Annotated in this window: 24 protein-coding genes; 21 read left to right on the forward strand and 3 right to left on the reverse strand. The window is 72.8% G+C overall.

Features of this window, described 5'->3' with window-relative positions; translation table 11 throughout:
- From HPC71_RS04550 to HPC71_RS04625, 16 genes are all read left to right on the forward strand, one after another.
- A complete protein-coding gene (locus HPC71_RS04550; protein WP_154613885.1) occupies nucleotides 1-315 on the forward strand; it encodes a hypothetical protein in 315 nt (104 codons plus the stop codon).
- Nucleotides 312-689 (forward strand): nuclear transport factor 2 family protein, encoded by a 378-nt coding sequence (locus HPC71_RS04555; protein ID WP_171896176.1) that lies wholly within the window; start codon nucleotides 312-314, stop codon nucleotides 687-689. Before HPC71_RS04550 ends, HPC71_RS04555 begins: the two co-directional genes overlap by 4 nt.
- Nucleotides 690-768: 79 nt before the next feature.
- Nucleotides 769-1,878 (forward strand): ABC transporter substrate-binding protein, encoded by a 1,110-nt coding sequence (locus HPC71_RS04560; RefSeq protein ID WP_154613886.1) that lies wholly within the window; start codon nucleotides 769-771, stop codon nucleotides 1,876-1,878.
- A gap of 56 nt (nucleotides 1,879-1,934) precedes the next feature.
- Complete coding sequence (locus HPC71_RS04565; protein WP_154613887.1) at nucleotides 1,935-2,777, forward strand: ABC transporter ATP-binding protein; 843 nt, start codon at nucleotides 1,935-1,937, stop codon at nucleotides 2,775-2,777.
- Nucleotides 2,778-2,784: 7 nt separating this feature from the next.
- Nucleotides 2,785-3,681: an ABC transporter permease gene (locus tag HPC71_RS04570; RefSeq protein WP_154613888.1), complete on the forward strand. Its 897-nt coding sequence runs from the start codon at nucleotides 2,785-2,787 to the stop codon at nucleotides 3,679-3,681.
- Entirely contained in the window at nucleotides 3,678-4,436 is a 759-nt protein-coding gene (locus tag HPC71_RS04575) for an SDR family NAD(P)-dependent oxidoreductase (protein ID WP_154613889.1), read from the forward strand. The genes HPC71_RS04570 and HPC71_RS04575 overlap by 4 nt, the downstream gene beginning before the upstream one ends.
- A gap of 113 nt (nucleotides 4,437-4,549) precedes the next feature.
- Nucleotides 4,550-5,923, forward strand: a complete 1,374-nt coding sequence (locus tag HPC71_RS04580; RefSeq protein WP_154613890.1) for a M20/M25/M40 family metallo-hydrolase — start codon at nucleotides 4,550-4,552, stop codon at nucleotides 5,921-5,923.
- Nucleotides 5,920-6,753 (forward strand): alpha/beta fold hydrolase, encoded by an 834-nt coding sequence (locus HPC71_RS04585; protein WP_171896178.1) that lies wholly within the window; start codon nucleotides 5,920-5,922, stop codon nucleotides 6,751-6,753. Before HPC71_RS04580 ends, HPC71_RS04585 begins: the two co-directional genes overlap by 4 nt.
- Nucleotides 6,750-7,199, forward strand: coding sequence for an Ohr family peroxiredoxin (locus HPC71_RS04590; RefSeq protein WP_154613891.1), 450 nt, complete (start codon nucleotides 6,750-6,752; stop codon nucleotides 7,197-7,199). The genes HPC71_RS04585 and HPC71_RS04590 overlap by 4 nt, the downstream gene beginning before the upstream one ends.
- Nucleotides 7,200-7,261: 62 nt before the next feature.
- Nucleotides 7,262-8,053 carry an IclR family transcriptional regulator gene (locus HPC71_RS04595; protein WP_154613892.1) on the forward strand — a complete coding sequence of 264 codons (792 nt, stop codon included), beginning with the start codon at nucleotides 7,262-7,264 and terminating at the stop codon, nucleotides 8,051-8,053.
- Nucleotides 8,050-9,291, forward strand: coding sequence for a CaiB/BaiF CoA transferase family protein (locus HPC71_RS04600; protein WP_154613893.1), 1,242 nt, complete (start codon nucleotides 8,050-8,052; stop codon nucleotides 9,289-9,291). Before HPC71_RS04595 ends, HPC71_RS04600 begins: the two co-directional genes overlap by 4 nt.
- 129 nt (nucleotides 9,292-9,420) lie before the next feature.
- Nucleotides 9,421-10,263, forward strand: coding sequence for a cyclase family protein (locus tag HPC71_RS04605; RefSeq protein ID WP_154613894.1), 843 nt, complete (start codon nucleotides 9,421-9,423; stop codon nucleotides 10,261-10,263).
- Nucleotides 10,256-11,698 carry an MmgE/PrpD family protein gene (locus HPC71_RS04610; RefSeq protein WP_171896180.1) on the forward strand — a complete coding sequence of 481 codons (1,443 nt, stop codon included), beginning with the start codon at nucleotides 10,256-10,258 and terminating at the stop codon, nucleotides 11,696-11,698. The genes HPC71_RS04605 and HPC71_RS04610 overlap by 8 nt, the downstream gene beginning before the upstream one ends.
- 16 nt (nucleotides 11,699-11,714) lie before the next feature.
- Nucleotides 11,715-13,178 carry a dihydroorotase gene (locus HPC71_RS04615; protein WP_154613895.1) on the forward strand — a complete coding sequence of 488 codons (1,464 nt, stop codon included), beginning with the start codon at nucleotides 11,715-11,717 and terminating at the stop codon, nucleotides 13,176-13,178.
- A gap of 2 nt (nucleotides 13,179-13,180) precedes the next feature.
- On the forward strand, nucleotides 13,181-14,086 hold the full coding sequence (locus HPC71_RS04620) for an HpcH/HpaI aldolase/citrate lyase family protein (RefSeq protein WP_154613896.1): 906 nt from the start codon (nucleotides 13,181-13,183) through the stop codon (nucleotides 14,084-14,086).
- Nucleotides 14,083-14,955 carry a DUF3891 family protein gene (locus HPC71_RS04625; RefSeq protein ID WP_154613897.1) on the forward strand — a complete coding sequence of 291 codons (873 nt, stop codon included), beginning with the start codon at nucleotides 14,083-14,085 and terminating at the stop codon, nucleotides 14,953-14,955. The genes HPC71_RS04620 and HPC71_RS04625 overlap by 4 nt, the downstream gene beginning before the upstream one ends.
- 20 nt (nucleotides 14,956-14,975) lie before the next feature.
- Here HPC71_RS04625 and msrA read toward each other — a convergent pair whose 3' ends face one another.
- A complete protein-coding gene (gene msrA / locus HPC71_RS04630; protein ID WP_171896181.1) occupies nucleotides 14,976-15,623 on the reverse strand; it encodes a peptide-methionine (S)-S-oxide reductase MsrA in 648 nt (215 codons plus the stop codon).
- Nucleotides 15,624-15,731: 108 nt separating this feature from the next.
- On the opposite strand from msrA, the gene HPC71_RS04635 reads away from it, so the two are divergent.
- The 3 genes from HPC71_RS04635 to ilvA are packed head-to-tail and all read left to right on the forward strand — an operon-like array spanning nucleotide 15,732 to nucleotide 19,528.
- Entirely contained in the window at nucleotides 15,732-16,916 is a 1,185-nt protein-coding gene (locus HPC71_RS04635) for a cystathionine gamma-synthase (RefSeq protein ID WP_171896183.1), read from the forward strand.
- 9 nt (nucleotides 16,917-16,925) lie between these two features.
- Nucleotides 16,926-18,314: an AI-2E family transporter gene (locus HPC71_RS04640; protein WP_154613898.1), complete on the forward strand. Its 1,389-nt coding sequence runs from the start codon at nucleotides 16,926-16,928 to the stop codon at nucleotides 18,312-18,314.
- Nucleotides 18,311-19,528 carry a threonine ammonia-lyase gene (gene ilvA, locus HPC71_RS04645; RefSeq protein ID WP_171896185.1) on the forward strand — a complete coding sequence of 406 codons (1,218 nt, stop codon included), beginning with the start codon at nucleotides 18,311-18,313 and terminating at the stop codon, nucleotides 19,526-19,528. Before HPC71_RS04640 ends, ilvA begins: the two co-directional genes overlap by 4 nt.
- A 135-nt stretch (nucleotides 19,529-19,663) precedes the next feature.
- Here ilvA and greA read toward each other — a convergent pair whose 3' ends face one another.
- On the reverse strand, nucleotides 19,664-20,167 hold the full coding sequence (greA, locus tag HPC71_RS04650; RefSeq protein WP_154613899.1) for a transcription elongation factor GreA: 504 nt from the start codon (nucleotides 20,165-20,167) through the stop codon (nucleotides 19,664-19,666).
- A 206-nt stretch (nucleotides 20,168-20,373) separates the two neighbouring features.
- Nucleotides 20,374-20,778, reverse strand: coding sequence for a DUF4307 domain-containing protein (locus HPC71_RS04655; protein ID WP_154613900.1), 405 nt, complete (start codon nucleotides 20,776-20,778; stop codon nucleotides 20,374-20,376).
- A 56-nt stretch (nucleotides 20,779-20,834) separates the two neighbouring features.
- Here HPC71_RS04655 and mca point away from each other — a divergent pair, with 56 nt between their 5' ends.
- Nucleotides 20,835-21,728, forward strand: coding sequence for a mycothiol conjugate amidase Mca (gene mca / locus HPC71_RS04660; protein ID WP_154613901.1), 894 nt, complete (start codon nucleotides 20,835-20,837; stop codon nucleotides 21,726-21,728).
- Between the two features lie 13 nt (nucleotides 21,729-21,741).
- The gene (locus HPC71_RS04665) at nucleotides 21,742-22,056 is read left to right on the forward strand and encodes a hypothetical protein (protein ID WP_154613902.1); all 315 of its coding nucleotides are present in this window, start codon (nucleotides 21,742-21,744) and stop codon (nucleotides 22,054-22,056) included.
- Nucleotides 22,057-22,164 lie beyond the last annotated feature (108 nt).

Raw genomic sequence — 22,164 nt, forward strand, 5'->3', positions numbered from 1 at the left:
ATGGCCGAGGAGTTCCAGTACCTGGAGAACCCGCAGACCGCGAAGCTGTTCGACCTGGTCCTGCAGCTGGCCACCGAGCTCCACGTCGAGCGGCACCGACTGCGCGCGCTGGAGTCGATGATGGTCCGCAAGGGCTACCTGCACGAGGGCGAGCTGGACGCGTTCAGCCCGACCGACGCCGAGAGCCGCGTCCTGGACGAGGCGCGCACCGGCTACCTGGCCCGGCTCGTGCGGATCATCACCGAGAACGGCCCCGCCGAGCACCCGCTGCGCGAGCAGTGGGAAGAGCTGCTGGCCCGGAAGCAGGAGTCGTGACCGACCCCGCCCGCCTGGTCGACACCTACCTCCAGCACTGCGAGGACCGCGAGCTCGACGCGGCCTCCCGGTTCCTCGGGCCGGGCGCGCGCCTGCAGTTCCCCGGTGGGGCGACGTACTCCTCGCTGCAGGAGATGGTCGGCTCGCCCAAGGCCTACACCTGGGTCCGCAAGCACCGCGACCGCTTCGTCGTCAGCGTCGAGGGCGACCTGACGACGGTGGTCTCCATCGGTCGGCTCTACGGAGAGCGTCTCGACGGCACCCCGTTCGAGGACATCCGCTACGTCGACGTCTTCGGCCTGCGGGACGGCCTGATCGTCGAGCAGCTCGTGTGGAACGACCTCCCCGAGTCGGGCCTCGTGCCCGCCTCCTGACTCTCGGCCCCCTGAATCTCGGACGACCCCAGCACAGCAAGCCGGACTGCGGTCCACCACCAGAATCGAGAACCAGCACATGTCGCATCGCTTCCGCGTCGGCGCCAGCACCTTCGTGCTCGCCGTCGTCTCCCCTTTCCTGGTCGCCTGGGGCGGCGACGACAGCAGCAGTGACGGCGGCAAGGACGACCTGACGTTCGTCATCGCCTCCGCCGTCGTCGGGCCCAAGGAGGAGGTCGCGGTCGTCGCCGTGGCCCAGGAGCTCGGGTACTTCGAGGAGGAGGGCATCTCCGTCAAGACCGTCAACTCCGACGGTTCGGTAGCCGCGGCCCAGGCCGTGGGCACCGGGAAGGGCGACGTCACCGCCGCCGACGCCGGCTCGGTCCTCGCCGCCGTCGAGAAGAACGTCGACGTCGTCGCCGTCGGTGGCCTCGTGCAGAACTGGCCCTGGCAGTTCGCGACCATGCCGGGCAGCGACATCACCAAGCCGGAGGACCTGAAGGGGAAGAAGGTCGGCGTGATCTCGCTGGCGTCCGGCAGCGCGCCGTACGCCCGTGCGTTCATCCGCTCCGGCGGGCTCGACCCCGAGAAGGACGTCGAGCTGCTCCCCGTGGGCGTCGGCGCCCAGGCCATGGGCGCCCTGGAGGGCGGCGACGTGGACGCGATCGCGCTCTACGGCCAGGCCTACGCCGTGATCGAGAACGAGGGCAACGAGCTCGCCTACCTCGAGAACCCCGACATCTTCCAGGGCATCCGCTCCATCACCTTCACCGTCGCCAAGGACGCGACGGAGGACGACCCGGAGATGGTCGAGGGCTTCCTGCGTGCCGCCTACAAGGCGATGCTGTTCTCCGCGCAGAACCCCGAGGCCGCCATGCGGATCGGCTACAAGGTCTTCCCCTCCATCCTCGGTGGTGACTCGGTCGACGAGCGCCTCGCCGGCGACGTCGTGAGCCTCGAGGCCTGGCTCGCCAGCGCCACGCCGCTCGAGGGCGAGCCCGCGGACTGGACCGACTGGGGCGCCATCTCCGAGGAGGACTGGAGCAAGACCCAGGCCTACACGCTCGAGGCCGCCCAGATCACCGGCGAGATCCCGCTCGACGACGTGTGGAACGACAGCTTCCTCGACGGTGCCAACGACTTCGACGTCGCCGAGGTCGTCGAGCAGGCCGACACCTGGTCCGAGTGACCAGCTGACCCGTCACCGAGACGAACTCACTACCCCCCAAGCGAAGGACGACTGATATGAGCCAGCCGGCACCCCAAGCAGGGGCCACCAGCCCCACCTGGGACCCCGCCACCGGCGGGGAGCACGCCGATCCGTCCTGGATCCGCGTCGAGGGCCTGGACAAGGTCTACCAGCCGAAGAAGTCGGCTCCGACCGTCGCGCTCTCGAACGTGGACCTCCACGTGAAGCGAGGTGAGTTCGTCTCGGTGGTCGGGCCCTCCGGCTGCGGCAAGACGACGCTGCTGAAGATCCTCGCGGGCCTGAGCCCGCGGACCAAGGGCGAGGTGAGCATCGCCGGACGCGAGGTGAACCGCCCGATCCCCGAGGTGGGCATGGTCTTCCAGGCCGCCACCCTCCTGCCGTGGCGCACCATCCTCCAGAACGTGCTGGTGCCCGCGGAGATCCAGAAGCTCGACAAGAAGAAGACCCTGGCGCGGGCCCACGACCTGCTCGACATGGTCGGCCTGTCGGAGTTCAAGGACAAGTACCCCTTCGAGCTCAGCGGCGGCATGCAGCAGCGCGCCGGCATCTGCCGTGCCCTCGTGCACGACCCGGCCGTCATCTTGATGGACGAGCCGTTCGGCGCCCTGGACGCCATGACCCGCGAGTACATGAACCTGGAGCTGCTGCGGATCTGGCAGCAGAGCCAGGCCACCATCGTGCTGGTCACCCACTCCATCCCGGAGGCGGTGTTCCTCTCCGACCGCGTCATCGTGATGAGCCCCCGGCCCGGCCGCATCGCCGAGGTCATGGACATCGACCTGCCCCGCCCCCGCGAGCTCCGGATGATGTCCAGCGACGCCGCTGGCGTCTACGTCGAGCGCATCCGCAAGTACTTCAACGCCAGCGTCATCGACTGAGGTGGACATGAACGCCCAGACCCAGACCCCCGAGGGCACGCCGTCGAGCTCCGACGCCGCCGCCCGGACCATCCCCGCCACCCCCGACGCCGACGAGGTGGCCGGCGCGCCGCGGTCCTCGCGCTTCGACTTCCGCGGCCGGCCCGAGCTGTGGCTCGTCCCGCTCGTGTTCGTCGTCGTCGTGCTGGCGTGGGAGTACGGCACCAAGATCCTCGACGTCAAGGAGTACGTCCTCCCGCCGCCGAGCACGATCCTCGAGGCGCTGCGCAACCAGCTCTCCAGCGACATGTTCTGGACCCACTTCTGGGTCACCACGCAGGAGGCCATGATCGGCTTCGCGATCGGCGCGAGCGCGGCGATGGTGCTCGGCACGGCGATCTCGCAGATCAGCCTGGTCGAGAAGACCCTGATGCCCTACATCGTGGCCTTCCAGACGGTCCCGAAGGTCGCCCTCGCGCCGCTGTTCGTGGTCTGGTTCGGCTTCGGCCTGACCTCCAAGATCGTGATGGCCGCGGTCATCTCGTTCTTCCCGATGCTCATCAACGTCATCGAGGGCATCCGCTCGGCCGACGCCGACCGGATCCAGATGCTCAAGGTCTTCGGCGCCGGCCGCTGGCAGATCTTCCGCAAGGTGCAGATGCCCAGCGCGATGCCGTTCATCTTCGCCGGCATCGACATCGGCATCGTCTTCGCGATCCTCGGCGCCGTCGTCGGTGAGTTCATCGGTGCCCAGGAGGGCCTGGGCTACCTGCTGCTCCAGACGAACTACAACTTCGACATCCCCGGCATGTTCGCCGTCCTGGTGGTCCTCTCGCTCATGGGTCTCTTCGCCCATGCGGTGGTGCGCATCATCCAGCGCCGGGTGACCTTCTGGGCCGAGGCCAACCGGGTGATCGGCGCATGACCGCCGCCGTCAGCGGTGAGTTCGCCGGCCGCGTCGCGCTCGTCACGGGCGCAGCGCGGGGCATCGGGCAGGCGGTGGCCGAGCACCTCGCCGAGCGCGGCGCCGTGCTCGCCCTGGCCGACGTCACCCCGCTCGACGCCTGGGAGCACGACCTGGGTGCCGGCGGCGACGGGCACACCCGGCACGTCGTGGACGTCCGCAGCACGGCGTCGTGCCGGGCGGCGGTGGCCGAGGTCCTCGAGCGGCACGGCCGCCTCGACCACCTGGTCAACAACGCCGGCATCGTGCGGCGGGCCCCGGCCTCGGAGATGAGCGAGGAGGACTTCACCGACGTCCTCGACATCAACCTCACCGGCACGTTCCGGATGTCGCAGGCGGCCTACCCCGCCCTGCGGGAGACCTCCGGCACCGTGGTGAACCTGGGCTCGACCAACGGGCACATCGCCGTGGCGAACAGCGCCGGCTACTGCGTCAGCAAGGCCGGGGTGATGCACCTGGCCCGGGTGCTCGCCCTGGAGTGGGCCGCCGACGGCATCCGCGTCAACGCGGTGGGCCCGACGATCGTGCCGACGGCCATGACCGACGACGTGCGCGGCGACGCCGACTACATGCAGGACAAGCTCGCCAGCATCCCCGCCGGGCGCATGGCCACGGCGGACGACGTCGCCCAGACCATCGGCTACCTGCTCGGCGGCGCGTCCGCGATGGTCACCGGCCAGACGATCTTCGTCGACGGCGGCGTGACCATCCACTGAGCGCCTGACCCCTGAGCATCCCTGGCCCTCGGCGGGCCAGGCCCCGGCCGCGCACCGTGCGCCCGCCGGACACCTCCGCACGCCTCTCGCCACTCACCACCCCAAGGAGAACCATGAGCTTCGACCTGGACGCCGCGCTCGCCGCGGTCGACGAGCACTTCGACGAGTTCGTCACCGAGCTGCAGGAGCTGTGCCGCTTCCGCAGCCGGCGGCACGAGCCCGACCAGATGGTCGCGACCGCCGACTTCCTCAAGGGCTCGCTGGAGCGGTGGGGCGGCGAGGGCCACGTCGTGCCGTGGGAGCAGTCGCACCCCTACGTCCACGGCGAGATCGCCGGCGGCGCCCCGCGCCTGCTGCACTTCTGCCACTACGACGTCGAGGTCGAGCCGACGGGCGACGACGCCGAGTGGATCGTGCCGCCCTACTCCGCCGAGATCGTCGACGGTCGGCTCTACGCCCGGGGCGTCGCGGACGACAAGGGCGCGATCATGTCGCGCATCCACGCCGCCGCCGCCTGGCGCCTCTCCGGCCAGGAGCCGCCGGTCACCAGCCGCTACATCCTCGAGGGCAAGCAGTGGCTGCACAGCCCCGGTCTCGGCTCGTTCGTCGAGGCGCACCACGAGCAGCTCGAGGCCGACGTCGCGCTGTGGGAGAACTCCTGGCTCGACAGCGAGGGCCGCCTGCTCCTGAAGCTCTCCGAGAAGGGCGTGCTCTACCTGCGCCTCTCGGTGCGCACGATCAGCCGCGAGCTCACCAGCCAGAACACCGCGCTCCTGCACTCGGCGACCGCCCGTCTGGTCTCGGCGCTCTCCACGCTGGTCGACGCCAACGGCGACTGCACGGTCCCGGGCTTCACCGACGGGATCGCCGAGCTCAGCCCCCGCGAGCAGGAGCTGCTCGACGCGCTGCCCTTCCCCGCCGACTTCCTCCTCGAGCGCGCCGGGGTCAGCAGCTTCCGCCACGGCGAGGACGCCCGCGCCGCGGCCACCGCGATCCGCACGGTCCCCACGCTGACGATCAGCTCGCTCAACGGCGGCGACGACTCCCAGGACGTCACGCTCGGCATCCCGGCGACGGCGACCGCGAAGATCGAGGTCCGCCTCATCGCGGGCCAGGACCCCGACGTGGTGCTCGCCGCGATCCAGAAGCACCTGGTCGACGGCGGATTCGGGGACGTCGAGGTCGACGTGATGGCCACCAGCCGTCCCAACCGCACCGACCCCGACCACCCCTTCGTCGACCTCGTCGCGCGCACCGCGCGTGAGGTGTACGGCACCGAGCCGGTGATCGAGCCCTTCACCCAGTGGATCGGCAACCAGGGCGTCATGCCGGGCCTGCCGGACCTCCCGATCGTCGGGGTCGGCGTCTCCCGCGCCGACGCCGGGATCGACGGCCCGAACGAGCACATCCGGCTCGAGGACTACCGCAACGGCATCAAGCACGTCGTCGCCGTCATGGCCGAGCTCGCCCGGGAGGCGGCGGAGTGAGGGACCTGAAGGGCACCTCCGAGCGGGCCTACCTGCGGATGCCGTGGGGCCAGGTGCACCTGCGGCGCGCCGGCGACCCCGGCGCCCCGGCACTGGTCATGGTGCACCAGTCCCCGCTGTCCTCGGCGACCTTCGAGGTCGTCGTCGAGCGGCTGGCCGCGCGCGGCCTGCAGGTCATCGCCCCGGACACCCCCGGGTTCGGCATGTCCGACCCGACGCCTGAGCCGTGGTCGATCCCGCAGTACGCCGCGGGGATGTGGCAGGTCGTCGACGCCCTCGGCCTCGACCGGGTCGTGCTGCTCGGGCAGCACACCGGCGCGGTCGTGGTCGCCGAGGCGGCCATCAGCCGACCGGAGCGGGTGCGCGGTCTCCTCCTCCAGGGCATCCCGCTCTACACCGAGGAGGAGCGCGCCGAGAAGCTCGCGGGCTACGCGCTGCCCTACGAGCCCGCCCTCGACGGGTCGCACCTGGGCCAGGTCTGGGCGCGGGTCCGGGGCCTCTACCCCGAGCTCGACGTCGACGGCATCGACCGGCAGGTGGCGGAGTACCTCGCGACCGGGCCCGACTTCGGCACCGCCTACCGCGCGGTCTTCGAGCACCGGCTGGACACCGACGCGCTGCGCGACACCCCGATCGCGCTGGTCCACGGCGTCAAGGACCTGGTGCACCGGTTCACCGACGTCGTGACCGCGACCCTGCCCTGGGCCGAGCTCGAGCTGCTCTCCGGCACCGACTTCACCGCGGACGAGCACCCCGAGGAGTACGTCGACGCGGTGGCCCGGCGAGCGCTCGCCCTGCACGGTGCCGCGGACCTGGAGGTGGCCCGATGAGCGCCGCCGACCAGCTGCCGGGCGACGTGGAGGTCGCCTACACCGCGACGGTCGAGGTGACCGGCGGCCGCGGCGGGCACGCCCGCTCGACCTCCGGGTCCTTCGCCGCCGACCTGGCCCGCCCCGCCGAGCGGGGCACCGAGGCGGGGACCGACCCCGAGGAGCTGTTCGCCGCCGGCTACGCCGCCTGCTTCGACAGCGCCCTCCAGGTCGTCGCCCGGCGGGAGAAGGTCCGCCTCGGACCGACCACCACGACGGCTGCCGTCTCGCTGTGCATCACCGACGGCCAGGACTACTCCGTGGCGGTCGACCTCGTTGTCACCGCGCCCGAGTGCGGCCAGCATGAGCTCGACCGGCTCGTGGAACTGGCCCACGAGACCTGCCCGTACTCCAAGGCCACGCGCGGGAACATCCCGGTCACCCTGACCGGGGTCGGGTGCACCTGACTCGCCCCGCACCAGGCCGCAGGCAGGCCGGCCCCGCCCCTCCCGAACGAAGAGGAACCACGATGACGACACACGGCGACCCGAAGTCGGGTCTCCTGCGCGCGCTGGGCGTGATCAACCTGATCGCCGCGCGCGCGCCGGAGACCCTCGGCGTCTCCACCGTCGCCCGGGAGCTCGACCTGCCCAAGGCCGTCGCCCACCGGATCCTCAAGGAGTTCACCGCGGCCGGCTACCTCGTCTTCGACGAGCGGACCAAGCAGTACCGGCTCGGGCCGGCGGTCCTCACCTTGGGCCTCGCGGCGCTGCGGGAGCTCGACGTGCCCAAGATCGCCCGGCCCCACCTGGACCGGCTGGTCGCCGCGACGGGCGAGACCGCGACGCTGTCGGTGCGCAGCGACACGACCTCGCGCGTCTACGTCGACCAGGTGCTCTCGCCGCACGAGATCCGCATGTCGATCTCCCTCGGCACCACCCACCCCCTGCACGCGGGCTCCTCGTCGAAGGCGATCCTCGCCCACCTGCCGGAGGCCGAGATCGAGGAGTACCTCGCCCACGCGGCGCTCGACCCGGTCACCGCGCACACCATCACCTCGGTGGACGAGCTGCGCGTCGAGCTCGCCCAGGTCCGCGCGCAGGGCTACGCGGTCAGCCTGGGCGAGCGGCAGGCCGGGGCCGGGAGCGTCGCCGCCCCCATCCACCGCGCCGACGGTGACGTCTTCGGATCCATCTCGCTGTGCGGACCCCGCGACCGGTTCGTCGCCGAGGTCCGTGACAGCCACGCCCGACTGGTCGTCAAGACCGCCGCCGAGATCAGCGCCGAGCTCGGTCACACCCCCCAGGAGGCCACCCCATGAGCGCGTCCCCCACGCCTCAGCCCACCCCCGACGCCGCCGAGGCACCCGCCCCCGGGCCCCTCGCCGGCGTGCGCGTCCTCGACATCTCCACGATCCTCGCCGGCCCGCTGGCCTGCCAGATCCTCGGCGACTACGGCGCCGACGTGATCAAGATCGAGCACCCCCGGTACGGCGACAGCATGCGCGGCCACGGTCCGGTCAAGGACGGCGAGTCGCTGTGGTGGAAGGAGATCTCGCGCAACAAGCGTGGGGTCGCCATCGACCTCGGCAAGCCCGAGGGCGCGGCCCTCGTGCGACGGCTCGCCGCGCAGGCCGACGTGCTGGTGGAGAACTTCCGCCCGGGCACGCTCGAGCGCTGGGGCCTGGACCCGCAGGACCTGCTCGCGGAGAACCCGCGGCTCGTGGTCGCGCGGGTGACCGGCTTCGGCCAGCAGGGGCCCTACTCGGCCCGCGCCGGGTTCGGCACCCTCGCCGAGGCGATGAGCGGCTTCGCCCACCTCACCGGTGAGCCCGACGGCCCGCCCACGCTGCCGGCGTTCGGCCTGGCCGACAGCATCGCGGGCGTCACCGCGTCCTCGGCGATCGCGATGGCGCTCTTCGCCCGGGAGCGGACCGGCCGCGGCCAGGTCATCGACCTCAACCTGCTCGCGCCGATCATGACCGCGGTCGGGCCGGGGCCGATGGCCTACCAGCAGACCGGCGTCGTCGGGATGCGGCACGGCAACCGGTCCACGAACAACAGCCCCCGCAACACCTACCGCACCAAGGACGGCTACTGGGTCGCGATCTCCACCAGCGCCCAGGCCATCGCCGAGCGGGTGCTGCGGCTGGTCGGACACCCCGAGGTGGTCGATGAGCCCTGGTTCGGCAGCGGCCGCGAGCGCGCCCAGCACGCCGACGAGCTCGACGGGTACGTCGGCTCCTGGATCGCCGAGCGCACCCGCCAGGAGGTGATCGAGGCCTTCACCGAGGCGGGCGCCGCCGTCGCCCCCGTGTACGACGCGCGGGACATCGTCGAGGACGAGCACGTCCGCGAGACCGGGATGATCACCCTGGTCGAGGACGAGCGGCTCGGCGAGCTCGCCGTCCACGGTCCGCTGTGGGGGATGTCGGAGACCCCCGGCGCCATCCGCTTCCTCGGCCGCGACCTCGGCGCCGACACCGATGCCGTGCTCACCGAGGCCGGGGTGGATCCCGCGACGCTCGATGAGCTGCGTGGACGCGGGGTCATCGCCTGACCTCCCACCCTGCCCCCTCCGCGGCCTGACCCGCGACGACCCGGCCGCGGGACGACCCGCGGCCTCCTCAGCACGACCGCACACGCCACGTCGACCGACGTCGACCCTGAGATGAACGGGAATCTCGCCATGACCACCAACGCCCCCACGTCCGATCCGCTGCTCGCCGCGGTGCGCCAGGGGATCGTCGTGCACGACCTCGGCCGCCCGCTGTCCGTCGGCATGTCGCAGTCGCCGAACCACCCGGCGTACTGGCACGCCTTCCCCCGCCGCCACGGCGACATGGTGCGCTCCGACGGCGGCTCGGCCGCCAACGACTTCATCTCGATGGGCACCCATGTCGGGACCCACATCGACGCGCTGGCCCACGTCTCCCAGGACGGGCTGCTCCACGGCGGCGTCGACGCCCGCGAGGCCGGCGTCGGCGGCCGCTACCTCGAGCACGGCGTGCACACCATCGAGCCCATGGTCCGCCGCGGCGTGCTCCTCGACGTGCCCGCGACCCTCGGGCTGGCCGAGGGCTGCCCGGCGGGCTACGAGATCACCGTCGCGGACCTCGAGGCCACCGTCGAGCGCCAGGGCGTCGAGGTGGAGGAGGGTGACGTCGTCCTCATCCGCAGCGGCTGGGGCCGCCACTTCGACGATCCCGACCCGTCGGTCTACCGCGGGGCCAGCACCGGCGTGCCCGGCGTGAGCGAGGCCGGCGCCCGCTGGCTCGCCGAGCGGCGCGTGCACGCCGTGGGCGCCGACACCATCGCCTTCGAGATGCTCGCCCCCGGCGCCGGGCACGGCCTGCTGCCGGCCCACCGCGTGCTGCTGGTCGAGAGCGGGATCTACATCATCGAGGCGCTCGACCTCGACGGCCCGGCCGCCGCCGGCCACCACGAGTTCACCTTCATCCTCTCCCCGCTCGCCTTCGTCGGCGCGACCGGCTCGCCCGTGCGTCCCCTCGCGGTGGTGTCCCGTGGCTGAGCAGACCCTCGCCCAGCAGCTCGCGGGCTTCGCCGACGCCGTCCGCCGCGACGGCGCCCCCGCCGAGGTGCGCGCCAGCACGCGGCAGCGGGTGCTGGACATCCTCGGGCTCTGCGTCGCCGCGCAGCGCCTGGAGACCAGCCGCGCGGTGATCAGCCTGGTGGCCGACCAGGGCGGCGCGCCCCAGGCCTCCGCGCTGGGCGTCGCCGGTGCCGTGCCCGCCGCGCAGGCCGCGCTGGTCAACGGCGTGCTCGCGCACTCGCTGGACTTCGACGACACCCACCTGCCCTCGGTGCTGCACCCCAGCGCCGCGGTCGTGCCGGCGGCCCTCGCCGTCGCCGAGATGGTCGACGCCGACGCCGACGCCCTGCTCGACGCCGCCGCGGTCGGCCTCGAGGTGGCCTGCCGCCTCGGCATGGCCGGCTACGACCTGGAGCTGGGCAACTCGGTCTTCTTCGAGCACGGCCAGCACGCCACGTCGATCTGCGGCGCGATGGGCGCCGCCGTGGCCTCGGGCATGCTCCTCGGCTTCTCCGAGCAGCAGCTGACCGACGTCCTCGGCGTGACCGCGTCCATGGCCGCGGGCATCATCGAGGCCAACCGCACCGGCGGCACCGTCAAGCGGATGCACTGCGGCTGGGCCGCGCACTCCGCGGTGATGGCCGCCGAGCTCGTCCGCCGGGGCATCAGCGGCCCGCCGACCGTGCTCGAGGGCCGGTTCGGCTTCTTCGAGGCGTTCCTGCGCAACGAGGCCGACCACGCCGCGGTGACCGACGGCCTCGGCGTCGAGTGGGCCGTGCCGGGCATCTTCTTCAAGCCCTACCCGGCCAACCACTTCACCCACACCAGCGCCGACGCCGGCATGCGCTTCATCGAGCAGGGCATCCGCCCCGAGGACGTCGCCTCCATCGAGATCGGCGTCCCCTCCGCGGTCGTCCGCACGATCGGGGAGCCGCTCGCGGTCAAGCAGGCGCCCGAGACCGGCTACCAGGCGCAGTTCAGCGGCCCGTACGTCGTCGTCGCCGGCATGCTCGGCGAGGGCCGCGGCCTCGGGCTCGGCCTCGCGGACTTCACCGACGAGCTGGCCCGCGACCCGCAGCGCCGCGAGCTGATGAGCAAGGTGACCGTCGTCGGCAACGAGGAGTGCGACGCGATCTTCCCGCACCAGTTCCCCGCCGTCGTACGCCTCACCACGACCTCCGGTGAGGAGCACGTGGAGAAGGTGTTCGCCAACCTCGGTGGGCCGCAGCGCCCGCTCACCGACGCCCAGCTCGCGCTGAAGTTCTCCGAGAACTGCCGGGACCTGCTCCCGGACGACGCCATCGACCGGATCCGGGACCTCGCCCTCTCCCTCGAGGGCACCCGGCGGGTGCGCCCGCTGATGGAGGCCGTCACCGCCGCCGTGCCTCCCGCCGACCCGATCCGCCAGCCCTGAAACGAAAGGCAACACCATGTCCGCAGCCGACAAGATCTTCACCAACGTCCGCGTGGTGCACCACGACCACGCCGAGCCGCAGGCCTGGGACGTCGCGGTGTCCGACGGCGTCATCACGGCCGTCGGCCCCGACCTGGACCGCACCGGCGCCGAGGTCGTGGACGGCCAGGGCCGCCTGCTGTTCCCGGGCGTCGTCGACGCCCACCAGCACTGGGGCATCTACAACCCGCTCTCGGACGACACCGCCATCGAGAGCCGCGCGTGCGCCCAGGGCGGCGTCACGACCGCGCTCAACTACATGCGCACCGGGCAGTACTACCTGAACAAGGGCGGCTCCTACGCCGACTTCTTCCCGCAGGTGCTCGCCGCCGCCGAGGGTCGCTCCTACGTCGACTACGGCTTCCACCTCGCGCCGATGAGCAAGGAGCACCTCGGCGAGGTGTCCTCGCTGGTGGGGGAGCACGGCGTCACGTCGTTCAAGATCTTCATGTTCTACGGCAGCCACGGCCTGCACGGCCGCTCGGCGAGCCAGAGCGACTTCCTGATGATCCCCGAGGGGGAGCGCTACGACCTGGCCCACTTCGAGTTCGTCATGCGGGCGGTCCAGAAGGCCCGCCAGGACCACCCCGAGCTCGCCGACGAGATCTCGCTGTCGCTGCACTGCGAGACCGCCGAGATCATGACCGCCTACACGCGGATGGTGGAGGAGGAGGGCACGCTCACCGGCCTGGCCGCCTACAGCGCCTCGCGCCCGCAGCACTCCGAGGGCCTCGCGGTCACGATCGCCTCCTACCTGGCGCACGAGACCGACCTGCCCACGATCAACCTGCTCCACCTGACCTCGGCGAAGGCCATGGACGCCGCGCTGCGGATGGCCGCGACCTTCCCCGAGGTCGACTTCCGCCGCGAGGTCACCATCGGTCACCTGCTGGCCGACATCGACACCGCCGCGAACCTCGGCGCCAAGGTCAACCCGCCGATCCGCCCGCGCGAGGACGTCGAGGCGCTGTGGAGCCACGTGCTCGACGGCAACGTCGACTGGGTGGTCAGCGACCACGCCTGCTGCAAGGACGAGATGAAGTTCGGAGACCCGCGCGAGGACATCTTCGTGGCCAAGTCCGGCTTCGGCGGCGCGGAGTACCTCCTCGCCGGCATGGTCAGCGAGGGCGGCTCCCGCGGCCTCCCGATGGGCGAGATCGCCCGGATGACCGCGCTGAACCCCGCCCGCCGCTTCGGCCTGCGGTCGAAGGGCGCGATCGAGGTCGGCCTGGACGCCGACCTGGTGCTGGTCGACCCCGAGGTCCGGTGGACCGTCCGCGCCGCGGAGAGCGAGTCGGCGCAGGAGTACACGCCGTTCGAGGGCTTCGAGATGACCGCGCAGGTCACCGACACCTTCCTGCGCGGCGAGGCCGTCCTGGTCGACGGCAAGGTCGTCGGCGAGCCCCGCGGCACCTACCTGCGCCGCCCGACGGGGCGCTGAGCATGACGGGCACCGCGTCCTCGCGGCACTCGGCACCGGTCCGGAGCCTGCTCTACGTCCCGGGAGACCGGGAGGGCTGGGTCGCGAAGGCGAGCCGGTCCGGGGCGGACGCCATCGTGATCGACCTCGAGGACGCGGTGGCCCGCAGCCGCAAGCAGGAGGCGCGCGACATCGCGCGCGCCGAGCTGCGCTCCGCCGACCCGGCGGGGCCGCAGCTGTGGGTCCGGGTGGACGCCGAGGCGGTCGAGCAGGACCTCGAGGCGGTCACCTGGTCCGCCCTGCACACCGTGCTCGTGCCGAAGGCCGAGCCGGCCCTGCTGCGCACGGTCGACGAGCGGCTGAGCGCGCTCGAGGCCGAGCGGGGCCTGCCGTCCGGTGGCATCGGCGTCGCCGCCCTCCTCGAGACCGCGGTCGGCCTCGAGGAGCTGACCACCGTCGCCCGCTCCCCGCGCGTACGTCGCCTGGCGATCGGCGAGGCGGACCTCGCCGCGGAGCTGGGCCTGGTCCCGGGCCCCGAGCGGGAGGAGCTCGCCCCGATCCGCAGCCGGGTCGTGGTGGCGTCGGCCGCGGCCGGGCTCGAGCGGCCGATCGGGCCGGTGCACACGGTCGTCGACGACGCCGCGGGCCTGCTGCGCACCTGTCGCCAGCAGTACCGCCAGGGGTTCCGTGGCCGCACCGCGATCCACCCCTCGCAGGTCATCGTCATCAACGCCGAGTACCTCCCCGCGCCGGAGGAGGTCGCCTCGGCCCGCCGCCTGCTCGCGAGCTTCGACCGCGCCGAGGCCGCCGGCGTCTCGGCCTTCAGCGGCGAGGACGGCAGCCTCGTCGACCCCGCCACCATCCGCCGTGCCCGCGAGATCGTCGCGGCCGCGGACCTCGACACCCCAGAACCAGGAGCACCCCGATGATCGTCAACCGCCTGCCAGGAGAGCTGGAGCTGATCGACCAGGTCGAGCACGGCCGTGTCGCCGGGATCCTCGCCGAGGCATGGGGGAACACCCGGTTCACCGCGCCGTCGCCGGTGCCGGCGGTCTCCCTGGCCGCCGCCAAGCACGACGAGGGCTGGCGGGCGATCGACGGGGCGCTGCTCTTCGACGAGCTGGAGAAGCGGCCGCTGCACTTCCTCGACATCGACGTGGAGTCGCACATCCCGCTCTACCGGGCCGGCGTCGAGCGGGTCTCGATGCTCGATGCCTACGCCGGCCTGCTGGTCGGGATGCACTGGTCGGGCATCTACCGCGGCCGCTGGCAGCGCCCCGGGGCCGGCTCCCGGCTGGCGCGCACCGAGGAGACCCGGCGCCTCCAGTCCGAGGTCGTGCGGGCCGAGGAGGAGCGCTGGATCGGGGTCCGCGAGCAGGTGTGGACCGAGCAGGAGCCCCGGGCGGTCTTCGAGACCCGGCTCTGGCACCACTTCGAGCTGCTCCAGGTCTGGGACCTGCTCTCGCTCTTCTTGTGCGTCGTCCCCGACCAGCCCTCGCCGCTGGAGCCGGTCGTGCCCTGGGGCCCGCAGCTGAGCGGGATCGACCACCGCTCCGAGACCGTGCGGCTGCCCACCATCGGCCGGACCCCGGGTGGGGAGCGGCTCGACCTGGTCGCGCGCGTCGTCGGGGAGGGCCGGATCAGCCTCGACCCGTTCCCCTTCGCCGCGCCCGTCACCGTCGAGGTCGAGGTCCAGGTGCTGCCCGACCGCGGCTGGACCCAGGCCGAGGCGATCGACCACCTGCGCCGCGGCAGCCGTCGGACCAAGCGCTGGCAGGTCGTGCCGCCGGTCGCCTGACCGCAGCCCGACTGCGGGGATCAGGCGGTCTGCGGGAACTTCACGCCGGTGTTGGCGTGGCAGCGGTAGCCGTGGGGGTTCTTCGCGAGGTACTGCTGGTGGGCGTCCTCGGCGTAGTAGTACGTCGGCACCTCGCGGATCTCGGTGGTGATCTCGCCGAGCCCGCGGCGGCGCAGCTCGGCGGCGTACACCTCGGTGAGCTCGCGGGCGACCTGCTCCTGCTCGGGGGTCGTCCAGTAGATCGCCGAGCGGTACTGCGTGCCGACGTCGTTGCCCTGGCGCATGCCCTGGGTCGGGTCGTGGACCTCGAAGAACCGCTTCACCAGGTCGGCGTAGGAGACGACGGAGGGGTCGAAGACGACGCGGACGGCCTCGGTGTGGTTGGTCGCGCCCGAGCAGACCTCCTCGTACGACGGGTTCGGGGTCGTGCCGCCGGCGTACCCGACCGAGGTCGACCACACGCCCGGGAGCTGCCAGTAGACCTCCTCGGCACCCCAGAAGCAGCCCAGCCCGAAGACCGCGACCTCCATGCCCTCGGGCGCCTCGTCGGTGACCAGCGGGGTGCCCAGCACCAGGTGGCGGTCGGCGAGGTGGAACCACCGCTCGGTGCGGCCGGGGAGCGCCTGCTCCGGGGCGATGAGCTCGGTCTGCTTGCGGGCGAAGAACACGGGTGCCTCCTGGTGGGTCGTGCCGATCCTGGCACGGGGTCCAACACCGGCGGCGGGCGAGACGTTCCCGCGCGGCCGGACGTTCCCGCCCGTGGGTAACCTCGCGGGGTGAGCGAACAGCAGCACGGACACGAGGCGGCGCAGAAGGCCGGGTTCGAGACGCGGGCGATCCACGCGGGCTACGAGCCGGACCCGGCGACCGGGGCGGTCATCCCCCCGATCTACGCGACCTCCACCTACAAGCAGGACGGCGTCGGCGGGCTTCGCGGCGGGTATGAGTACAGCCGCTCGGGCAACCCCACGCGGACCGCGCTGGAGGGCAACATCGCCGCGCTGGAGGAGGGGGAGCGGGGCTTCGCCTTCGCCTCCGGCCTGGCCGCGGAGGACACCCTGGTCCGCGCGCTGTGCGCGCCGGGCGACCACGTGGTCGTGCCCGACGACGCGTACGGCGGCACCTACCGGCTCTTCGACAAGGTCGAGCGCGCCTGGGGCCTCGAGCACAGCTCGGCGGCCGTCTCCGACGTCGACGCGGTCCGCGCGGCGATCCGCCCCGGCGAGACCACGCTCGTGTGGGTCGAGACCCCGACCAACCCGCTGCTCAACATCGGCGACATCGAGGCGCTGGCCGCCGTGGCCCACGAGGCCGGGGCGTTGCTCGTCGTCGACAACACCTTCGCCTCGCCGTACCTCCAGCAGCCGCTCACCCTCGGCGCGGACGTCGTGGTCCACTCGACCACCAAGTACTGCGGCGGCCACTCCGACGTCGTCGGCGGCGCCCTCGTGGTGCGCGACCTCGAGGTCGCCGAGCGGGTCGGGTTCCACCAGAACGCGATGGGCGCCGTCGCCGGGCCGTTCGACTCCTGGCTGGTGCTGCGCGGCCTGAAGACCCTCGGCGTGCGGATGGACCGCCACTGCGACAACGCCGAGCGGGTCGTGGAGTTCCTCGCCGGCCACCCCGACGTCACCCAGGTGATCTACCCCGGGCTCGAGGAGCACCCCGGCCACGCGGTCGCCAGCCGCCAGATGAAGCGGTACGGCGGCATGGTGTCCTTCCGCGTCGCCGGCGGCGAGCAGCAGGCGCTCGGTGTCTGCGAGCGGGCCGAGGTCTTCACCCTCGGTGAGTCCCTCGGCGGCGTCGAGTCGCTGATCGAGCACCCGGGCCGGATGACCCACGCGAGCGTCGCGGGCACCGACCTGGAGGTGCCGGCCGACCTGGTGCGGCTCAGCGTCGGCATCGAGACGGTCGACGACCTCCTCGCCGACCTCGACCGGGCGCTCGGCGCCCGCGCCTAGGAGATCCGCGTGGACGACCAGGCCGGCACGGGGAGCCTCCGGGACGGGGTGGGGAGCGCCCCGCCGGACCGAGGAGCCGAGGAGCACGAGTCCCGGCGGCGGCTGCCGCTGCCGCTCCCGCTGCGCCTGCCCCGCAGCACCGGCACGACCACCGACGACGACGACGGCCTGGCGCAGCGGCTGGCCCAGCAGTGGGCCCAGATGCGCGAGGACCGCCGCCCCGCCCCGGCGCCCATCCCGACGGGGCCGTCGAACTTCTCGCGCGCCCAGGTGCCGTGGGGCCTCGACCTCGCCGCGGCCTGGGCGTGGCGCCTGCTGGTCATCTGCACGGCGGGCTACGTCCTGCTCCAGCTGATCGGCTTCTTCTCCGTCGTCACCATCCCGCTCGCGGTGGCCCTGCTGGTGGCCGCGCTCGTCTCCCCGCTCGTCGGGGTGCTCGACCGGGCCGGGTTCCCGCGCGGGCTGGCCGCGATCTCGGTGGTCATCGCGGGTCTCGGGCTCGTGGGGCTGCTGCTGACCTTCGCCGGCCAGCAGGTCGCGACCGGCGCCACCGACCTGGCCGACCAGACCGTCAAGGGCCTGGGCCAGATCAAGAACTGGCTCAAGACCGGTCCGCTCAACGCCAGCGACAGCCAGATCAACGACTACATCGACGCCGCCCAGCGGGCGATCAGCGAGGGCACCCGCGACGGCGGTGTCGTCTCCCGGGCCACCGAGGTCGGCGCGACGCTGACCCACCTGTTCGCCGGGTTCTTCATCGTGCTGTTCGCGACGTACTTCTTCCTCGCCGACGGGGAGCGGATCTGGGCCTTCCTGGTCCGGATCGCCCCCCGCGCGGCGCGCGAGCACGTCGACACCTCCGGCCGGGTCGCCTGGGTCTCGCTGACCCAGTTCGTCAGGGCGACGGTGATCGTGGCGCTCGTGGACGCGATCGGCATCTCGATCGTCGCCGCCGTGCTGGGCGTGCCGTTCGTGCTGGCGATCGGCGTGCTGGTCTTCCTCGGCGCGTTCATCCCGATGATCGGTGCGACCGTCGCCGGCTCGGTCGCGGTGCTGGTGGCGCTGGTGGACCAGGGCCCGATCACGGCGCTGCTCATGCTCGCCGGTGTCATCGTGGTCCAGCAGGTCGAGGGCCACGTGCTCCAGCCGTTCCTGCTCGGCCGCTGGGTCTCGGTGCACCCGCTCGCGGTGATCGTCGCGATCGCCGGCGGCGTCGTGGTGGCCGGGGTGGCGGGCGCGCTCGTCGCCGTCCCGCTCGCGGCCGCGGGCAACGCCGTGGTCCAGCACCTCGCGTCCTTCACCGCCCCCGGGGACGATCCGGTCGAGGAGCTGGCCGAGGACTACGAGGAGACGGGCGCGCAGGTCGAGGCGCCCGAGGACCCGGAGAGCCCCTTGTGAGCCTCGAGCCGACGCTCGCCGACGTCCTCGCCGCGCGCGAGCTGCTCGAGGGCGTCGCGGTCCGGACGCCGATGGAGGAGTCGCGCTGGCTCTCCGACCTCGCCGAGGGGCCGGTGCACCTGAAGTGCGAGAACCTCCAGCGCACCGGGTCCTTCAAGGCGCGGGGGGCCTACGTCCGCATCGCGCGGCTCAGCCCCGAGGAGCGGGCGCGCGGGGTGGTGGCGGCCTCGGCCGGCAACCACGCCCAGGGCGTGGCGCTGGCGGCGCGGATGCTCGGCACGCGCGCCACCGTGTTCATGCCCGAGGGAGCGCCGATCAACAAGGAGCGGGCGACCCGCGGGTACGGCGCGGAGGTGGTCTTCGAGGGCCGGTTCCTCGAGGAGGCGCTGGTCGCGGCGCGGCGCTTCGAGGCCGAGACCGGCGCGGTGCTCATCCACCCCTTCGACCACCCCGACATCGTCGTCGGGCAGGCCACGGCCGGGCTCGAGGTGGTCGAGCAGGCCCCCGAGGTGCGGACCGTGCTGGTCCCCACCGGCGGCGGCGGGCTGCTGGCCGGCATCGCGATCGCGGTCAAGGCGGCGCGCCCCGACGTGCGCGTCGTCGGCGTGCAGGCGGCCGGCGCGGCGGCGTACCCCGCCTCGCTGGCGCAGGGCCGCCCGGTCGCGCTGGAGACGATGAAGACGATGGCCGACGGGATCGCCGTGGGGCTGCCCGGCGAGATCACCTTCGCGGCCGTCCGCGACCACGTCGACGAGATCCGCACCGTCTCGGAGGACTCGCTCTCCCGCGCGGTGCTCGCCCTCGTCGAGCGGGCCAAGATGGTCGTCGAGCCGGCCGGCGCCGCCGCCGTGGCCGCGCTGCTCGACGACCCCGCCGGCTTCGCGACCCCCGCCGTCGCGGTGCTCTCCGGCGGCAACATCGACCCGCTGCTGCTCGGCAAGGTGATCCGCCAGGGGATGGCGGCGGCCGGGCGGTACGTCAACCTCACCCTCACCATCCCCGACGTCCCCGGCGGGCTGGCCCAGCTGCTCGCCGAGGTGAGCGCCGGGGGCGCCAACGTGCTCGAGGTCGTCCACGAGCGGATCTCCCCGACGCTGCACCTCGACGAGGTCGAGGTGCACCTCCAGCTGGAGACCCGCGGCGAGCCGCACGCCGAGCAGGTGCTCGCCCGGCTGCGCGCGCGCGGTTACCGCGTCGCCACCCGGCGCGGCTAAGCCCGCCGCCCGGGGCTGCGGCTGCAACGCGCCGTTCGATGGTCTACGGCGCCGTCCGGTCAGGCAACGCGCCGCGGAACGCCGACGCCCCCGGCCGGAGGGCCGGGGGCGTCGGACGGAACGGTCGGGTGGACGTCAGCCGGTGTAGGGCTTGGCGTCGACGATGACCACCTCGAGCGTCTTGCCGTTGGGGGCCTGGTAGGAGACCGTGTCGCCCTTGGTCTTGCCGTTGATCGCCTCGCCGAGCGGCGACTGGGGGGAGTAGACCGTCAGGCCCTCGGGCTCGATCTCGCGGGCGCCGAGCAGGAAGGTCTCGGTCTCGTCGTCGTCGTCGCCGACGAACTTGTAGGTCACGATCATGCCGGGCTCGACGATGCCGTCGTCGGGGGGCGTCTCGCCGATCTCGGCGCGGCGCAGCATGTCCTCGAGCTGCAGGATCCGGCCCTCGACGCGGCCCTGCTCCTCGCGGGCGGCGTGGTAGCCGCCGTTCTCCTTCAGGTCCCCCTCGTCGCGGGCGGAGGCGATCCGCTCGATGATCTCCTGACGGACGGGGCCCTTGAGGTTCTCCAGCTCGGCGTGGAGCTTGTCGTAGGCGTCCTGGGTCAGCCAGACGGTGGTCTGGTCGGTCGACTGCGTCATGCGTGCTCCTGAAGGTGCGTGCGGGTACGGCGGGTGGTGCCCGCCAGGGCGTACGAGGACCGGTCCCGATGGAGTGCGCCGAGGGTGTGGCCGTACGCCGCGGCACTGCTGCAGACGCCGTGGGCCGGCGTCTCGGGCCCTCCTCTGGACGGCCCGGTGGGTCGGTCAGATCGGCCACTGTAACAAGCGGCCGGGGCTTTCGCAGGTCAGCGGTAGCGGGTCTGCCCCTCGGCGCGGCAGCCGACCATCTCCAGGGCGGTCGCGCGGCGCTCGGTGCGCACCGACTGCGGCTGCCGGGCGCCGAGGTCGGGATCGGGCACGAACTCCAGCTCGCCGACGGTGCTGTGGTCCTCGGCGAAGGCGCGCAGCAGGCAGGTCGGGTTCTCGGCGTCCTCGCTCATGGTCACGACCACGACCGCGTCGATGGTGTGCTCGTCGACGATCTCGTAGGTCTCCAGCTCCCCGGAGACCTCGGGGGAGGAGTGGGTCACCGCGGTCCAGGCCAGCCACCCGAGGAACACGACCGCCAGCACGATGCTGCCGACGACGACAGCGCGCCGGCGCCAGGGCGCGGGGGCGCCGTACCGCTCGGTCATGAGGTCGGTGCTCATGCCCCCATGGTCCCACCCGTCCGTCGGGCCGGGGCGGGCGACCTAGGATCAGCGTCATGTCGCACCACGGGTCACCGCCCCGGTCGGGCCTCCGGCTGATGCACGTCCACGCCCACCCCGACGACGAGTCGAGCAAGGGCGCCGCCTCGACCGCGATGTACGTCGCCGAGGGGGTCGACGTGCACGTCGTGACCTGCACCGGCGGCGAGCGCGGGTCGATCCTCAACCCGAAGATGGACCGGCCCGACATCCTGGCCAACATCACCGAGATCCGCCGCCAGGAGATGGAGCGGGCCCGCGACATCCTCGGCGTGACCCAGGACTGGCTCGGCTTCGTCGACTCCGGCTGGCCCGAGGGCGACCCCAAGCCCCCGCTGCCGGAGGGCTGCTTCGCGCTGGTCCCGCTGGAGGAGGCGGCCGCGCCCCTCGTGCGGCTCATCCGCGAGCTCCGGCCGCACGTCGTGACGACGTACGACGAGCGCGGGGGCTACCCGCACCCCGACCACATCAAGTGCCACGAGGTGACCGTGGCGGCGTTCGAGGCCGCCGGCGACCCCGAGCGCTACCCCGACCTCGGCGAGCCGTGGCAGCCGTTGAAGCTCTACTACCACCACGGCTTCAACCGCCCGAAGACCCAGGCGATCCACGACGCGATGCTCGCCCACGGGCTGGAGTCGCCCTACACCGAGCGGCTGCGCGACTGGAAGCCCGAGCCGGACTGGGACGCCCGGATCACCACCCGGGTGCCCTGCTCGGACTACTTCGGCGTCCGCGACCAGGCCCTGCTCGCCCACGCCACGCAGATCGACCCCGACGGCATGTGGTTCGCCGTGCCGCGGGAGATCCAGGAGGAGGTGTGGCCGACGGAGGACTTCGAGCTGGTCGTGAGCCACGTCCCCTCGCAGGTCCCCGAGAGCGACCTGTTCGCCGGCATCACCGACCCCGCCTGAGAGGATGAGCGCCATGGCCCTCCACCTCCTCCCGCTGCTCGCCGACACCGTCGTCCGCGCTGCCCAGCAGGCGCCCGAGCCCGAGGACGTCAAGGCGGGCTGGCTGGCCTTCGGCATCTTCATCGGCCTGGCGGTCGCCGTCGGCCTGCTCGGCTGGAGCCTGGTCCACCGCATCCGCAACGTGCAGGCCGCGGAGGACGCCGGCCGCTACGACCCCTCCGACCGCCGGCCGCGCTCGGAGGAGGCCCTGCCCTTCACCGACGAGGTGCCCCGCCCCGCGGCGGACGCCCCGGAGCAGCCGCGCCCGTCCGGCCCGTCTGCTGACTGACCCCTCCTCCGACTGACCGGTCCCGCGATGGCCCGGGTGGGCCATCTCCGCGGCCGGCCGGTCGCGGCCGCCGCGTTCACGGCGTACGTCGCCGCCGGCCCGCCTACC

The organism is Nocardioides marmotae (assembly GCF_013177455.1).
Taxonomy (GTDB): Bacteria; Actinomycetota; Actinomycetes; order Propionibacteriales; family Nocardioidaceae; genus Nocardioides; species Nocardioides marmotae.

What these genes read in the sequence shown, in the direction of transcription:
- mca (WP_154613901.1), top strand. Translation starts at nt 20,835, where the DNA reads ATGTCGCACCACGGGTCACCGCCCCGGTCGGGCCTCCGGCTGATGCAC.
- HPC71_RS04570 (WP_154613888.1), top strand. Translation starts at nt 2,785, where the DNA reads ATGAACGCCCAGACCCAGACCCCCGAGGGCACGCCGTCGAGCTCCGAC.
- HPC71_RS04615 (WP_154613895.1), top strand. Translation starts at nt 11,715, where the DNA reads ATGTCCGCAGCCGACAAGATCTTCACCAACGTCCGCGTGGTGCACCAC.
- HPC71_RS04655 (WP_154613900.1), bottom strand. Translation starts at nt 20,778, where the DNA reads ATGAGCACCGACCTCATGACCGAGCGGTACGGCGCCCCCGCGCCCTGG.
- greA (WP_154613899.1), bottom strand. Translation starts at nt 20,167, where the DNA reads ATGACGCAGTCGACCGACCAGACCACCGTCTGGCTGACCCAGGACGCC.
- HPC71_RS04590 (WP_154613891.1), top strand. Translation starts at nt 6,750, where the DNA reads ATGAGCGCCGCCGACCAGCTGCCGGGCGACGTGGAGGTCGCCTACACC.
- HPC71_RS04550 (WP_154613885.1), top strand. Translation starts at nt 1, where the DNA reads ATGGCCGAGGAGTTCCAGTACCTGGAGAACCCGCAGACCGCGAAGCTG.
- HPC71_RS04575 (WP_154613889.1), top strand. Translation starts at nt 3,678, where the DNA reads ATGACCGCCGCCGTCAGCGGTGAGTTCGCCGGCCGCGTCGCGCTCGTC.
- HPC71_RS04605 (WP_154613894.1), top strand. Translation starts at nt 9,421, where the DNA reads ATGACCACCAACGCCCCCACGTCCGATCCGCTGCTCGCCGCGGTGCGC.
- HPC71_RS04600 (WP_154613893.1), top strand. Translation starts at nt 8,050, where the DNA reads ATGAGCGCGTCCCCCACGCCTCAGCCCACCCCCGACGCCGCCGAGGCA.
- HPC71_RS04580 (WP_154613890.1), top strand. Translation starts at nt 4,550, where the DNA reads ATGAGCTTCGACCTGGACGCCGCGCTCGCCGCGGTCGACGAGCACTTC.
- HPC71_RS04665 (WP_154613902.1), top strand. Translation starts at nt 21,742, where the DNA reads ATGGCCCTCCACCTCCTCCCGCTGCTCGCCGACACCGTCGTCCGCGCT.
- HPC71_RS04565 (WP_154613887.1), top strand. Translation starts at nt 1,935, where the DNA reads ATGAGCCAGCCGGCACCCCAAGCAGGGGCCACCAGCCCCACCTGGGAC.
- HPC71_RS04595 (WP_154613892.1), top strand. Translation starts at nt 7,262, where the DNA reads ATGACGACACACGGCGACCCGAAGTCGGGTCTCCTGCGCGCGCTGGGC.
- HPC71_RS04560 (WP_154613886.1), top strand. Translation starts at nt 769, where the DNA reads ATGTCGCATCGCTTCCGCGTCGGCGCCAGCACCTTCGTGCTCGCCGTC.
- HPC71_RS04620 (WP_154613896.1), top strand. Translation starts at nt 13,181, where the DNA reads ATGACGGGCACCGCGTCCTCGCGGCACTCGGCACCGGTCCGGAGCCTG.
- HPC71_RS04625 (WP_154613897.1), top strand. Translation starts at nt 14,083, where the DNA reads ATGATCGTCAACCGCCTGCCAGGAGAGCTGGAGCTGATCGACCAGGTC.